The organism is Paenibacillus sp. KACC 21273 (genome assembly GCF_028736095.1).
Classification (GTDB): domain Bacteria; phylum Bacillota; class Bacilli; order Paenibacillales; family Paenibacillaceae; genus Saccharibacillus; species Saccharibacillus kyungheensis.
In genome coordinates, this window is record NZ_CP117876.1 from 1,822,831 (window position 1) to 1,837,324 (window position 14,494).

Consider the following 14,494-nt stretch of genomic DNA (forward strand, 5'->3'; position numbering starts at 1 on the left):
ACTATGAATTCTATCAAAATCGCGCCTTCGATCTTGTCAGCTGACTTTGCCAAATTAGGTGCCGAAATCGCAGAAATCGAACGCAGTGGAGCAGACTGGTTACATGTTGATGTTATGGATGGACACTTTGTACCTAACATTACATTTGGTGCTCCTGTATTACAGGCTGTTGCTCCACATACAGGATTATTTGTAGATGTGCATCTTATGATCGAAAATCCAGAGAATTATATCGCTGATTTTGTAAAAGCAGGCGCACATATGATTACGGTGCATGCAGAAGCATGTGTACATTTACATCGTGTCATTCATTTAATCAAAGAACATGGTGTAAAAGCAGGGGTAGCTTTGAATCCTGCAACTCCAGTCTCTGCGATTGCAGAAGTATTGGATGATTTGGATATGGTGCTTGTTATGACAGTGAACCCGGGATTCGGAGGACAAGCGTTTATCCCGCGTATGGTGGATAAAGTAAAACAACTACGTGATTGGGCTAATGCAAAAGGTCATACTGCTTTTCATATCGAAGTGGATGGAGGCATCTCAGCAACAACTGCCAAATTAGTAGTTGATGCAGGTGCAGACGTATTGGTAGCAGGAAGTGCGATATTCGGAGCTCCTGATCGTGCCAAAGCGATTCAAAGTATTCGAGATAGCTTGAATTAAATCATCCGCATTTATCATTAAGATCGCTATTGATCTGATACTAAAAAAACCAGTAATCCGTATCGTATAGATATGAATTACTGGTTTTTTGTATCTATAAAGTTAATCTTGTATTGTGATAGTAAAAAGACAAAGAAAACCGAGACATCAAAAAAACACCCCTATCGCTAGAGATGCTTTTCATCATTACATATAATACTTAATGTATTAGCCGTAAATTATACGCGAGTCACTTTACCGGATTTCAAAGCACGGGTGCTGACATATACGCGTTTTGGTTTACCGTCTACCAAGATGCGAACTTTTTGAACGTTCACGCCCCAAGTACGACGATTGCGGTTATTAGCGTGAGAAACAGTATTACCACTACCAGGTTTTTTACCTGTTACATAACATTTGCGAGCCATAGTTACACCTCCTATTTCCAAAAAAACTGCATGAAAACAACACTTCTACCATATTAGCATAACGATTTGGCTATAGTCAACAGTGTCAAATACTTTATTTATTTCTATGGTAGGTTATAGTACAATGTAAAATAGTTCGACGTGTATCTTTTTGTCGGATATTAAAGGGAATGAACTTGATGATTTCAGAAGGCTTGAGAAGAAATCGTCTATTCTTTATACCTTCTCGCCTATTTTTGGTACTTGGTACAAGGACAAGGTTCTAATTTATAGGTATGGTGGTAATGGATAGAGTAGCATCTGTAGAGGCTAGTCTGTTATAGTCCATATGAAATACAAATATTGCTTTTCGACAAACTTAACTACAAATAAAAATGAATATCCTGACCGAAATATGAACCGGCAGGATGTATAGGTATGATGAGGAAGGGGAATTTTCATTGAGTAAGCGTTTTTTAAATGGGACTGATTTCACCGCTATGGTGCTTGCTGGAGCAGAGCGATTGCAACAACATGCAGAACACGTCAATTCCCTCAATGTGTTTCCGGTACCTGATGGAGACACAGGAACGAATATGAATTTGACTATGACTGCGGGTGTAACTGAATTAAAACGTAATCATTCAGCAGTAATAGGCTCCACTGCAACTGTATTATCGAAAGGGTTATTAATGGGCGCACGCGGTAATTCTGGCGTTATATTATCACAATTATTCCGCGGATTTAGTCGTTCTGTAGCTTCTTATGAAGAATTAAATGCTAATCAATTTGCCGCAGCACTTCAAAGCGGAGTGGAATCTGCGTACAAAGCGGTAGTCAAGCCAGTAGAAGGAACAATCTTAACTGTTGCCAAAGAAGCAGCCAAGCATGCGTTATATTATTCACGTCGCACGACTGATATTACCGAGTTGATGGGCGAAGTACTTAAACGTGCTCAAGAAACATTAGCACAGACGCAAGAAATGTTACCAATCCTAAAGCAAGTAGGCGTTGTCGATTCAGGTGGACAAGGATTAGTCTATATCTATGAAGGATTCTACAATTATTTGCAAAACGGTTATGAAGTTAATCAAGATCAAGCAGATATCTATGCAAATATCGGAGAAAGTGTGCCTATACATGGTTCGAGTGTCGCTTTAGATAAAGCAAAAGGATTAGCGACGACTACAGATGCACATCTATCCACTCACGATCATTCTGCTCAATCACGCATCGAAACTGAAGATATCGAGTTTTTGTACGATATGGAGTTTTTTATCAATCGTCAGATTGGTGATATCAAAAATGCTCCTTTTCATGAAGAAGCATTCCGTCAGGAACTTTCAATCAATGGAGATTCGATTATTGTGATTGCAGATGATGAAGTAGTCAAAGTACATGTGCATTCCAAAGCGCCTGGTGAAGTATTGAATCTAGCATTACGTTATGGTGAAATTACACAGATTCATATTTTGAATATGCGTGAGCAACATCGTGATCTATTGTCAGCAGGGTTAGATATTGCTCCGTCTCCAGATGTATTTGCGGAAATGCCAACCCAACCTTTAACTGCACAAGAAACAGCGACACCGCCTGCGGAAGAAGTAGCACCTTATGGATTTATAGCGGTATCGTCAGGTGATGGTATTTCTGATATTTTCAAAAGTCTAGGTGTAGATGTTATCTTATCCGGTGGACAGACGATGAATCCAAGTACAGAAGACTTTGTAAAAGCGGTCGAAAGTATGTCCGCAGATCATATCTTTATTTTACCGAACAACTCTAATATTGTACTGGCGGCTCAACAAGCCAAAGACTTATTAGAAGAAACGCATCAGATCACGGTTATTCCAAGTAAAAGTATTCCACAAGGTATAGCGGCTGCGTTTGCTTTTCAAGAAGATGAAGAGGTCAGTGTGAATCAGAGCAATATGAATGAAGCTTTGCAACATGTGAAGTCTGGTCAGGTAACCAATGCTGTACGTGATACAGTGATTGAAGATATGAATATCAAAGAAGGACAATATATCGGAATTTATAATTCCAAAATTGTAGCTGCTAGTGATCTGATGCTTACGACCTGTCAGCAACTATTGTCCAAAATGATTGAAGAAGGACAAGAAGTAGTTACTGTATTGGTTGGTAACGATGCAGATGATCAAGACACGACTGCTCTGATGAGCTGGCTTGAAGAGACCTATCCTGATGCAGAGATTGAGATGCATGAAGGTGGTCAACCGGTATACCATTATTTATTCTCGGTGGAATCTTGAGAATAGGAACGATAGGAGGGAGAAACGATGGCACATACGATAATCGTCACTGATAGTACAGCAGATATTCCAGCTGCTCTAGCAGAACAGTATGGTATACGGATTATCCCGTTAAGTTTGTTTTTCGGTGAAGAAACGTTTGAAGATGGTGTAGATATTCAGGCAAATGAATTTTACCGTCGTCTGGTGTCTGTATCTGTATTGCCGACTACATCACAACCGGCTCCTGCCAAATTTGCAGAAGCGTACCAATCTATTCATGAGCAATATCCTGATGCTTCGATCGTATCTATCCATTTATCATCAGGACTTAGCGGGACGTATCAGTCAGCATTAATCGGCAAATCGATGATCGATCAAGATGATCATATTACGATACTGGATTCCAAGTCGGCTTCGTACGGGTTTGGAATGGCTGTGGTACAAGCAGCTAGACTGGCTCAGCAAGGAAAAACAGTCAATGAGATTATAGACGGTGTAGAACATATTTTGAAAAGTCGTTCATTGTACTTTATCGTAGATGATCTGGAAAATCTGCGTAAAGGTGGACGGATTGGACGAGCATCAGCAGTTCTCGGAACATTACTGAATGTAAAGCCTATCTTATCGATTGATGAACAAGGTCAAATCTATGCTGTTGAAAAAGTAAGAGGTCAGAAAAAAGCAATGGCACGTATCGTAGAAATGATGCGTCAAGAATTAAAAGTAGATAAAATCAATCTAGCTTTGGGACATACAGCTGATCCACAGTCTACCGAGCCACTGTTAGCGTTGTTCAAAGAACATTATGAGATTGGTGAGCTGGTGCTACCAGACATCGGATCTGTAGTGGGAAGCCATACAGGAGCGCGTACACTTGGAATCTTCGCGTGGCCGGATCAGCCATAAACGAGGGATGAACATGAATATCAGTCTAGAACAGATTACAGTTCGGCAAGTGAACGGCGTGAGTGCTCTCAAAGAAGGAGAGCTTCACGCCTTTGGCGTCTATACGATACTTGATTTACTGGAGTATTTTCCTTTTCGATATGAAGATTACCGTCTGCGGTCACTGATAGAAGTGAAAGATGGAGAAAAAATTACGGTACAAGCCAAAATTGTAGGTCTACCTGTATTACAACGATATGGCAAAAAGTCACGTCTAACCTGTAAAATGATGGTCGATGATTGGATGGTAACAGCCACATGGTTTAACCGTCATTATCTAAAAGAACAATTAACATCAGGTCGTGAAATTATACTCACTGGAAAATGGGATCAACGTCGTTCACAAATGACTGTACTTGATTCCGAATTTCCCGATAAAGGTACACAGCGTAGCGGTAGTCTTCAACCGGTCTATTCGGTAGGAGGCAATATTACACAAGGCTGGATGCGCAAAACGATAGGCAAAGCTTTGGATCAATATGGCGAAATGATTCCTGAGATTTTGCCACAAGAGATTATGCAACGTTATAAGCTTGTATCACGCAAACAAGCGATTCGTCATTTGCATCAACCGGGTGATACCGATGAAGGTAAGCAAGCACGTCGCCGGATGGTCTATGAAGAGTTATTTCTATTTCAATTAAAATTACAAGCGTATCGCAATATTAACCGTAAGCGAAATGGTGGGATTGTGCATACGACAGATAACGCAACGATTCGGGAATTTGTTCGTAGCTTGCCTTTTGAATTAACCGATGCACAGAAACAGGTTGAATTGGAAATTCTGAAAGATATGCGTGCACCTTATAGTATGAATCGTCTGCTTCAAGGCGATGTAGGTTCAGGTAAAACCGTCATTGCCGCCATCGCTTTATTTGCAACCGTACGTTCTGGTCATCAAGGCGCATTGATGGTTCCGACCGAGATCCTTGCAGAACAGCATATGCGTTCGCTCCAGCGTATGTTTGAGCCATTTGGGATAACTGTAGGGATGTTAACCAGTAGTGTCACTGGACGCAAGCGGAAGGATCTGCTGGCTTCACTGCAAATGGGGATGATCGATATTTTGGTCGGTACTCATGCTTTGATTCAAGATGAAGTGTATTTTCGCAGTTTAGGGGTGGTTGTCACCGATGAGCAGCATCGCTTTGGTGTGAATCAGCGAAGTATTTTAAGACGTAAAGGTTTTGATCCTGATGTACTAACGATGACAGCTACACCTATTCCGCGGACACTGGCAATTACTGCTTTCGGAGATATGGATGTGTCGACGATTGCCGAACGTCCTAAAGGGCGCAAGCCGATCAATACGTACTGGGTAAAACATAATATGATGGATCGTGTCAAAGGATTTATCGCTCGTGAAATTGATCAAGGACGACAAGCTTATCTAATCTGTCCACTGATTGAAGAATCCGATAAATTGGATGTGCAGAATGCGATTGATCTATATATACAGATGGATCAAGATTTTCCGAATTACAAAGTAGGACTGTTACACGGACGTATGAGTGCAGCAGAAAAAGAAGAAACGATGCGTCATTTCTACAGTAATGATATTCAATTGTTAGTGTCTACAACAGTTGTAGAAGTAGGTGTCGATGTTCCGAATGCGACACTGATGATCATTATGGATGCAGATCGTTTTGGATTATCACAACTTCATCAGCTACGTGGACGTGTCGGTCGGGGAGAACATGCTTCGTTCTGTATATTGATAGCCGATCCCAAATCGGAAACAGGGCAAGAACGAATGCGTGCCATGACTGAGACTGAAGACGGATTTGAAGTTTCCCGGCGCGATCTAGAAATTCGAGGACCTGGTGAGTTTTTCGGTACTAAGCAAAGTGGACTGCCAGAGTTCAAAGTAGCGGATATGATGAGCGATTACGAAGTGTTAGAGATTGCTCGTGTAGATGCTGTAAAATTAGTGAGTAATGAATTTTTCTGGACTTCACCAGAATATGCTACTTTACGGGATTATCTTGAAAAACAGCAAGTTTTTCAAGGTGAGTTAATGGATTAAATCTAGATCATAGCAAAACATCACAAACAAAAGGAGAGTACGATTATCGTGCTCTCCTTTTGAGTATACGTTATAACATACATATGAAAAAAGTGGATAAACAAGCGCTTTGGTAGCAAATGATTTTTTTACACATGTATATCTAATTATAGATTGACTTCCCATAGTCCAGCGCTTTAATATAGATTCAATATACATTTTCCCTATCACTTATATTCTTACATAGCACTGTTAATGATCCTCTGTGCTTGATTTTCAGCCTCTACCCTATATTGTTCATATTGAGATTGTGTAATTTGACCAGCAGCTCGTTGTTGCTGCCAGATGATACTTATGTTAGTGATCAACACATCAGCAATTTTTGTTTGTTCCATACCTTGATGCTCAGCGATTTGAGCAATCGTATCTCCATCCTGCAAATGTTGCTTCAGTTCATGATTTGTCATTCCAAGTAGACTGGCTATTTCATCGAATAAGTTGCCTATACTCCATAATGAATGAGTAGATAGCAGACTATTTGGAGCCGATGAAGTGATCGAAACCGATGGTTTATATTGTTCTTGAATAAGCTGTTGCATATCACGCTTTGGAGTCTGATTATCGGATAACGGAGTAGCAATAGTACGTTCCAGTCGACTAGGAATGATTTTGCTAATCGTTGATGCATGAGCTTGTGGACTAATGATTGCTGTTCCACTGATAGCTAGCGCCATTGCTATCGAACTGGTCGCTACGATTTTTTTCATATCCATTCAGGCTCTCCACCTTTCTCAATTGATGCTTTACGTTGAGGATACCCACTTAGCATAATCGATGTAGATGAGAATACTCTTAAAAGTAAATTAAAATACGCTAAGAATATTTCACCGAATGTGAAGTATAAAAAAATTCCTTTTTTTATACTCTTACTTTCATTAAGTAAAGTTGCAACGCATTCAAACGGCATTGTAGTTTGAATGATGCAGTTCAGTTTACTGAACATATACAGCTTAAGACTAGAGATGAGAGGGGTTACACGTCAATGAATTTGAAGCAGAAATGGATTTTACCTCTAAGTATGGTAATGATGATGTTGACAGCAGTAGGGTGTAGCAGTAATGCAAATGAAGGTGCTTCTTCAGGAGACACAGGTAGCACAGATAGCAAATCGTACAAAATCGGTATCTCACAAATTGTAGAGCATCCGTCTTTGGATGAGACACGTGAAGGTTTTCTAGCAGCTTTAAAAGATGCAGGGATTGTAGAAGGTCAAAATTTAACAGTTGATTATAAAAATGCACAAGGTGATTCTACCAATAACTTATCTATTGCACAGACATTATCGCAAAGTGACAATGATCTGGTATTGGCGATTGCTACTCCTTCAGCGCAAGCAGTAGTAAGTCAGGTGAAAGATACACCGGTTTTATTTGCAGCAGTTACTGATCCATTAAGCGCCAAAATCGTAAGTGATCTACAAAAGCCAGGTGGAAATGTATCTGGAGCATCGGATACCAACCCAGAAGCGATCACAGAATTAGCTGACTTTATCGGTACAGAATTTCCTGATATCAAAACGATTGGTCTGGTCATCAATGAAGGTGAACCGAATGCGGTTATTATGGCACAGCGTGCAGAAGAAGCTTTCAAAAAACATGGTATTACATTAATCAAAGCAGCAGTAACAAATACTTCTGAAGTTCAACAAGCAGCACAATCGTTAGTCGGTCGTGCAGATGCTTTTTATATTACGCTGGATAATTCGGTCGTAAGTGCTGTTGATACAATTATTCAATTAGCGAATGAGAACAAAATGCCTTTCTTTTCAAGTGATCGGGATACTGTAGAAAAAGGCGCTTTTGCTACAGTAGGCTTTAAATATTATGATCATGGTTATCAAGTAGGGCAAATGGCTGTCGATGTATTGAAAAATGGCAAAAATGTAGGTGACTTACCTGTAGCGATGCAAGAAAAATTAGATTTGATCTTAAATCTCAAAGCCGCAGAAGCTCAGGGAATCAAAGTGACCGATGAAATGAAAGCCAAAGTAAAAGATCCAGAGAATAATTTGATTCAATAAAAAGATAAAACAGTGATTTTAGATGCTAACACAATAAAATAAAGCTATAAGATCATATCGTATGACCCTATTGCACCAGTCGTTAAAAGCAAATAAGATCATGCAAAATGGGATGAGCTTCTTTGGAGTTCATCCTATTTTGGTACATGATGTTGGATAAGATAAGCGTAACCAACAGCGATTAGCAATAGGCAGCATGAAGAAGAAAGGGGCGAGCTTATTTTATGGACTTATTTATGAAAATAGGCGAGGGATCGTTACAACTAGGGTTGTTGTATGCGTTGCTCGCATTAGGAGTATATATTACATTTCGCATTTTGGATTTTCCTGATTTGACCGTAGATGGAAGTTTTACAACAGGTAGTGCAATTACAGCCGTTATGATTGTGCATGGATATTCCCCATGGCTTGCCTGTTTGGGTGCTTTTGCAGGAGGGCTGGCAGCAGGAGCATGTACAGGCTTACTGCATACGAAAGGCAAAATTAATGGATTGTTATCCGGGATTTTGATGATGATTGCATTGTATTCGATCAACTTGCGGATTTTGGGAAGTCCTAACGTATCTATTTTTGGCAATGCCATGGTATTTGATCATATTTCTCCGATTGCACTAATGTTGATAATTGTGATCGTATGCAAATTGTTATTAGATGCTTTTTTGCGTACCGATATGGGATTAGCATTGCGAGCGACTGGCGACAATAAGCAGATGATTCGTAGTCTGGGAGCGAATACTGACACTACTACTATTATTGGTGTGAGTCTGTCCAATGGTCTGGTCGCTTTATCAGGCGCTTTTGTTGCTCAGACGTCTACCTTTGCAGATGCAACTTCAGGAATCGGGATGATTGTGATCGGACTTGCTTCTGTTATTATAGGTGAAGCGATATTTGGTGCCAAAACAGTATTCAGAGCTACTTTAGCTGTTATTTTAGGTTCGATTGTGTACCGGATTGTGGTTACAGCCGCTCTACGAATTGAATGGTTTGAAGCATCTGATCTCAAATTAATCACTGCGGTTATCGTTATTATTGCGCTTGTATTCCCGGCTATTCGCAGTAAAGTGAAGCAAAAAGGATTAGCTAAAAAGCGTTCTGCAGAATTACTAAGCAATATACAGACCACTCCTTATTCCAAACCAACCGGAGGTGAACAGTAATGCTACATATCGAAAATGTATCTAAATTGTTCAACCCTGGTACAGTCGATGAAAAAATTGCTTTAATAGGAATTCAGCTTCATTTGAACCCTGGTGATTTTGTAACGGTCATTGGTAGTAATGGTGCTGGCAAATCAACTCTGATGAATATTATTTCCGGGGTAATAAAACCAGATACAGGTCTGGTGAAGATCGAAGGGCAATCTGTAGGGCATTTAGCAGAATATCAGCGTAGTCGCTGGATCGGACGTGTCTTTCAAGATCCTATGGCTGGAACCGCTCCTCATATGTCGATTGAAGAAAATCTAGCAATGGCTTATCGTCGTGGCAAAAATCGTGGCTTTGCTTTTGGAGTGACTTCTGCAAGACGGAATCTATTCAAGCAGGAATTATCACGTCTGGGGATTGGACTGGAAAATCGATTACGCGCCAAAGTAGGAATGTTATCCGGTGGAGAACGTCAGGCGCTCAGTCTATTGATGGCGACATTTACCCGTCCACAGATTCTGCTACTTGATGAACATACAGCAGCGCTTGATCCTGCACGTGCAGATTTGATTACTTCACTCACCAAAGAAATTGTGCGTGATATGAATCTAACCACATTGATGGTTACTCATAATATGGAGCAAGCTATCCGTCTTGGTAATCGTCTGATTATGATGGATAAAGGTAAAATTATTTTGGATATTGATGAAGAACGCAAAAAGGATCTTACGATCGAACGACTAATGTCTGAATTCGAACAGATTAGCGGAACTAAAATGGCAGATGATCGTGTTGTGCTTGGTTAACTGTACTCTCTAATATATTTCAATCTAAACCCAATGATTCTGTGATTAGCAGAGTGATTGGGTTTATTTTGAAAGGTGTCACAATCCATAGTCAAAAAATAGTGTACACTAGAAAAGATGTAGTAAATGAACATATGATCTAGCTTATACTTTGTGAAATTGATATTGGAGGAACAGATGCTTACCCATAACGTGACTGTGATTATTTTATTACAACTGTTTGAACGAGCAGCTTTGCTGTTGATCTGTTTATATTTTTTGACCCGTCTATCTCATTTTAGACAGATTTTCCAGAAAGATATTTTATTTAAAAAAGATTTGCTGATTATTTCGATTATTTTTAGCGGTTTTGCTGTATTTGGAACCTATACCGGTATTAACGTCGAAGGATCATTGGTCAATGTACGTATTATAGCTGTGATGGCAGGTGGTATCCTTTTTGGTTGGCCTGTAGGTATAGTGACGGGTGTAGTGTCAGGGCTTCATCGCTATTTGATTGATATTGATGGAGTGACTTCGTTACCCTGCCTCATTACCAGTATTATTGCAGGCATTGTCTCAGGTTATATTCACAAAAAAATAAAACGCAATCGACGCTGGATTATCGGAATTATCGCAGGTATGTTTTGCGAAGCGTTAACCATGTTTTTGATTCTAGTGATGGCAGAACCTGCTCAATTGGGTAGAGAAATTGTATCGATTATTGCTTTGCCGATGATCCTCGGTCAGGTGAGTGTAGGGTTAATTGTGTTATTTGTACAAGGAGTCGAAGGGGAAAAAGAAAATATAGCAGCAAGGCAAGCCAAATTAGCCCTTGATATTGCGAACAAAACGCTTCCTTATTTCCGATCGATAAACAGTGAATCTTTACGCAAAATATGCGGTATTATCAAAGAAGATATTCAAGCAGATGCGGTAGCTATAACCGATACAAAGCTGATCTTAGCTTATGTAGGGCTTGGTGAAGATCATTATAATATTGGACATGAAATTATAACCGATGCGACCAAGCAGACGATTCGCAGTGGCGAGATTATGATCAGCAACAACGATGCAGAAGGTAAAGTGCCTAATATCCAATCGTTAATTATTATTCCTTTAACTGAAAAAGGAGTCGTCACCGGTGCGCTCAAAATCTATTATCGTAAAGCGCATAAAATCACGTATTCTTTACAAACTTTAGCTGTCGGTCTGTCACAGATTATTTCAACATTGATGGAAGTATCCCGAATTGAACAGATGAAAGAAATGGCAAATAAAGCAGAAATTAAAGCGTTACAGACCAGTATTAATCCTCATTTTCTGTTTAATGCGCTGAATGCGATTGCTTCCTCTATTCGTATTGATCCGAATTATGCACGCGAGATGATTATTAACCTTTCCGGTTATCTTCGTCATAGTCTGGAATGGAGTGACCAATTAATCGATATTAACAAAGAACTGGGTCAAGTGGTCAATTATGTAGAGATCGAAAAAGCACGATTCGGTAATAAATTGACTGTAATCTATGACGTGGATGAAGAAGTAGAAGTGAAAATTCCTAGTCTTATTATTCAGCCATTAGTTGAAAATGCGATAGTTCATGGTATTTTGAAAGGGAAGGGTTCCGGTACAGTGACCTTATCTGTAAAAGATCACGGTGATCAAGTGCTGATTAGTGTTGAAGATACAGGAGCAGGTATCGATCCAGAAATTATTCAAAATGTCTATAATGGTAAAATGCCTGAAAATCGAATCGGATTGTCTAATGTGCATCAACGGGTTAAATTAATTTATGGTGAAGGATTACAGATCCAGCGTCTGGAACGAGGCACACGTATTCAGTTTAAAGTGAAAAAGGAGCTATCATGAAAGCAATCGTAGTGGAAGATGAATTTCTGGCAAGACAAGAATTAGAATATTATATTCGCACGTATAGTCAGATCGAGATTGTAGGTAGTTTTGACGATGGAATGGATGTATTGAAATATGTACAGGATCATGAAGTCGATGCTATTTTTTTAGATATTAATATCCCTTCGTTAGACGGGGTGTTTTTGGCACATACGATTAGCAAATTTTCACGTAAGCCGTATATTATTTTTATTACAGCATACAAAGAACATGCGGCAGAAGCTTTTGAAATTGAAGCTTTTGATTATATTTTGAAGCCGTATAGTGAATCACGTATGACTTCGATGCTACGCAAGTTGGAAAGTACGTATGAACGTGATCATGGTGCACAGCCGATATTCTCACAGCCGATCGACAAAGAACCAGCCGATCACTCTTCAGAAGATTATGATGCGCATAAAGCAGAACCATTGTTGGGACAATCAACAACAGCAAGTACCACTCATGTGCCGCATCATTCTCATGTGCTTCAAGGCAAAATCAGCTTATGGAAAAATGATAAAATTCAGGTGATCCCTGTAGATGATGTCTATTATGCATCTGCTAGTGAGAAAGTAACCAATGTATTTACCAAGCGAGCCGAATATACAGTGACATCCAGCATTTCAGAATTTCAAAATACGTTGCCAGACGAATATTTTTTCCGTTGTCATCGTTCATATATCGTTAATATTACCAAAATCCGTGAAATTGTACCGTGGTTTAATAACACTTATTTACTGCGTTTACATGATCTGGATTATGAAGTTCCTGTGAGCCGAAGTAAGGTCAAAGAGTTCAGGCAGATCATGAGTATCTAAAGGCATTTCATTCCGTATATACTGCATTTCATTCCTTTTTTGGAATGTGACATTAAAGGTAGGGTTATAATTTGGTCATAGGAAACAGAGAATTCTCCGAACCATATAACACTACAATTTGCGGTCCTTACGGAAAGGAACATCAATCATGAAAAACGTATCCAATCAAGCAGGCACAACTAACTTACAATCTACCAAACCTCCAGTCAATCGTTGGTTGATTGCACTCGGTACAATTATTGTACAAATGGGTCTGGGGACGATTTATACATGGAGTCTTTTTAACCAGCCTCTTGTTGATAAATTCGGTTGGGGTCTAAGTTCAGTAGCGATTACATTTTCGATTACCAGTTTTGCATTAGCATTTTCCACTTTATTTGCTGGGAAATTACAAGAAAAATGGGGTATCCGTCGTCTGATCGGTATAGCAGGTATTGTACTTGGTCTAGGCTTAATGCTTAGTTCGCAAGTTTCCTCTTTACCTTTACTGTATATGTTAGCAGGGGTGATCGTCGGATTTGCTGATGGTACAGCATATATCACTTCACTTTCTAATTTGATCAAATGGTTCCCGGAACGTAAAGGATTGATCTCGGGGATATCTGTCGGCGCATATGGAACAGGAAGTCTTATTTTCAAATACATTAATGGCGCATTTATCGGTTCTGTCGGTGTATCGGCAACGTTCTTGTACTGGGGCATTATCGTATTGTTAATGATTGTGATCGGTTCTCGTCTGATTCGTGAAGCAAATGTATATGGTGCAACTGCTCCACAAGCTAAAGGTGCAGAACAACGTGTAGGGGATAGTCAGCCATCCGCAATCAAACCAACAACAGTTGTTGCTCATGATTACACAGTAAAAGAAATGCTCAAAACAAAACAAGTATACTTACTATTTATTATGTTCTTCACAGCTTGTATGAGTGGGTTATACTTAATCGGCATTGTCAAAGATATCGGTGTACAATTAGCAGGCTTGGATCTAGCTACAGCCGCAAATGCCGTTGCTATGATCGCTATCTTCAACACAGCAGGACGTATTATTTTGGGAGCTTTGTCTGATAAAGTAGGACGTATGAAAGTCATCTGCGGTACATTTATCGTAACAGCCGCTGCGGTTGCAGTCCTTAGCTTTATCCCGCTAACCTATAGTATTTTCTTTGCCGCAGTAGCCGCAATTGCTTTCTGCTTCGGTGGTAATATTACTGTATTCCCTGCAATTGTTAGTGATTTCTTTGGACTCAAAAACCACAGTAAAAACTATGGTATCGTATATCAAGGTTTCGGTATTGGTGCTTTGGCAGGTTCGTTTATCGCCGCTTGGATGGGTGGATTCAAACCTACATTTATCGTTATCGGTATGTTGTGTATCGTGTCCTTCTTGATTGCACTATGGATCAAACCTCCAGTAGCTGGTGCAAGCGAAGAAAAACAAACAGCAGACGAGAAAAAATGGACTGCCAAACCTCATACAGCACGTAGTTAATTATTCTAAAAGCGAATACGT

The 14,494-nt window shown here is 39.7% G+C and carries 12 protein-coding genes; 10 read left to right on the plus strand and 2 right to left on the minus strand.

Annotated elements, in window-relative coordinates:
- The first annotated feature begins 3 nt into the window (after positions 1 to 3).
- Positions 4 to 666: a ribulose-phosphate 3-epimerase gene (gene rpe, locus PQ460_RS08270; protein ID WP_274172326.1), complete on the plus strand. Its 663-nt coding sequence runs from the start codon at positions 4 to 6 to the stop codon at positions 664 to 666.
- Between the two features lie 218 nt (positions 667 to 884).
- Here the strand turns inward: rpe and rpmB are convergent, their stop codons facing one another.
- Positions 885 to 1,073: a 50S ribosomal protein L28 gene (gene rpmB, locus PQ460_RS08275; protein ID WP_069329046.1), complete on the minus strand. Its 189-nt coding sequence runs from the start codon at positions 1,071 to 1,073 to the stop codon at positions 885 to 887.
- Between the two features lie 440 nt (positions 1,074 to 1,513).
- Here rpmB and PQ460_RS08280 point away from each other — a divergent pair, with 440 nt between their 5' ends.
- Genes PQ460_RS08280 through recG form a run of 3 tightly spaced genes read left to right on the plus strand, consistent with a single transcriptional unit; the run spans position 1,514 to position 6,278 of the window.
- Positions 1,514 to 3,325: a DAK2 domain-containing protein gene (locus PQ460_RS08280; RefSeq protein ID WP_273613001.1), complete on the plus strand. Its 1,812-nt coding sequence runs from the start codon at positions 1,514 to 1,516 to the stop codon at positions 3,323 to 3,325.
- A 27-nt stretch (positions 3,326 to 3,352) separates the two neighbouring features.
- Positions 3,353 to 4,213, plus strand: a complete 861-nt coding sequence (locus tag PQ460_RS08285; RefSeq protein ID WP_274172327.1) for a DegV family protein — start codon at positions 3,353 to 3,355, stop codon at positions 4,211 to 4,213.
- Positions 4,214 to 4,226: 13 nt separating this feature from the next.
- Positions 4,227 to 6,278 (plus strand): ATP-dependent DNA helicase RecG, encoded by a 2,052-nt coding sequence (recG, locus tag PQ460_RS08290; RefSeq protein ID WP_274172898.1) that lies wholly within the window; start codon positions 4,227 to 4,229, stop codon positions 6,276 to 6,278.
- 218 nt (positions 6,279 to 6,496) lie between these two features.
- Here the strand turns inward: recG and PQ460_RS08295 are convergent, their stop codons facing one another.
- Positions 6,497 to 7,030 carry a hypothetical protein gene (locus PQ460_RS08295; RefSeq protein ID WP_274172328.1) on the minus strand — a complete coding sequence of 178 codons (534 nt, stop codon included), beginning with the start codon at positions 7,028 to 7,030 and terminating at the stop codon, positions 6,497 to 6,499.
- A gap of 269 nt (positions 7,031 to 7,299) precedes the next feature.
- Between PQ460_RS08295 and PQ460_RS08300 the strand changes: the two genes are divergently transcribed.
- The 6 genes from PQ460_RS08300 to PQ460_RS08325 all read left to right on the plus strand — a co-directional run bounded on the left by PQ460_RS08300 (position 7,300) and on the right by PQ460_RS08325 (position 14,473).
- On the plus strand, positions 7,300 to 8,337 hold the full coding sequence (locus PQ460_RS08300; protein WP_274172329.1) for an ABC transporter substrate-binding protein: 1,038 nt from the start codon (positions 7,300 to 7,302) through the stop codon (positions 8,335 to 8,337).
- A gap of 224 nt (positions 8,338 to 8,561) precedes the next feature.
- On the plus strand, positions 8,562 to 9,497 hold the full coding sequence (locus PQ460_RS08305) for an ABC transporter permease (RefSeq protein WP_274172330.1): 936 nt from the start codon (positions 8,562 to 8,564) through the stop codon (positions 9,495 to 9,497).
- The gene (locus tag PQ460_RS08310; protein WP_274172331.1) at positions 9,497 to 10,291 is read left to right on the plus strand and encodes an ABC transporter ATP-binding protein; all 795 of its coding nucleotides are present in this window, start codon (positions 9,497 to 9,499) and stop codon (positions 10,289 to 10,291) included. Before PQ460_RS08305 ends, PQ460_RS08310 begins: the two co-directional genes overlap by 1 nt.
- Before the next feature lie 177 nt (positions 10,292 to 10,468).
- Positions 10,469 to 12,142, plus strand: coding sequence for a sensor histidine kinase (locus PQ460_RS08315; RefSeq protein ID WP_274172332.1), 1,674 nt, complete (start codon positions 10,469 to 10,471; stop codon positions 12,140 to 12,142).
- Entirely contained in the window at positions 12,139 to 12,984 is an 846-nt protein-coding gene (locus tag PQ460_RS08320; RefSeq protein ID WP_274172333.1) for a LytR/AlgR family response regulator transcription factor, read from the plus strand. The genes PQ460_RS08315 and PQ460_RS08320 overlap by 4 nt, the downstream gene beginning before the upstream one ends.
- Before the next feature lie 148 nt (positions 12,985 to 13,132).
- A complete protein-coding gene (locus tag PQ460_RS08325; protein ID WP_274172334.1) occupies positions 13,133 to 14,473 on the plus strand; it encodes an L-lactate MFS transporter in 1,341 nt (446 codons plus the stop codon).
- The last annotated feature ends 21 nt before the right edge of the window (positions 14,474 to 14,494 follow it).

Excerpts from the sequence above, each read along its gene's own strand:
- PQ460_RS08325 (WP_274172334.1), top strand. The coding sequence starts at position 13,133 with ATGAAAAACGTATCCAATCAAGCAGGCACAACTAACTTACAATCTACC.
- rpe (WP_274172326.1), top strand. The coding sequence starts at position 4 with ATGAATTCTATCAAAATCGCGCCTTCGATCTTGTCAGCTGACTTTGCC.
- rpmB (WP_069329046.1), bottom strand. The coding sequence starts at position 1,073 with ATGGCTCGCAAATGTTATGTAACAGGTAAAAAACCTGGTAGTGGTAAT.
- PQ460_RS08310 (WP_274172331.1), top strand. The coding sequence starts at position 9,497 with ATGCTACATATCGAAAATGTATCTAAATTGTTCAACCCTGGTACAGTC.
- PQ460_RS08285 (WP_274172327.1), top strand. The coding sequence starts at position 3,353 with ATGGCACATACGATAATCGTCACTGATAGTACAGCAGATATTCCAGCT.
- recG (WP_274172898.1), top strand. The coding sequence starts at position 4,227 with ATGAATATCAGTCTAGAACAGATTACAGTTCGGCAAGTGAACGGCGTG.
- PQ460_RS08305 (WP_274172330.1), top strand. The coding sequence starts at position 8,562 with ATGGACTTATTTATGAAAATAGGCGAGGGATCGTTACAACTAGGGTTG.
- PQ460_RS08320 (WP_274172333.1), top strand. The coding sequence starts at position 12,139 with ATGAAAGCAATCGTAGTGGAAGATGAATTTCTGGCAAGACAAGAATTA.
- PQ460_RS08295 (WP_274172328.1), bottom strand. The coding sequence starts at position 7,030 with ATGGATATGAAAAAAATCGTAGCGACCAGTTCGATAGCAATGGCGCTA.
- PQ460_RS08300 (WP_274172329.1), top strand. The coding sequence starts at position 7,300 with ATGAATTTGAAGCAGAAATGGATTTTACCTCTAAGTATGGTAATGATG.
- PQ460_RS08315 (WP_274172332.1), top strand. The coding sequence starts at position 10,469 with ATGCTTACCCATAACGTGACTGTGATTATTTTATTACAACTGTTTGAA.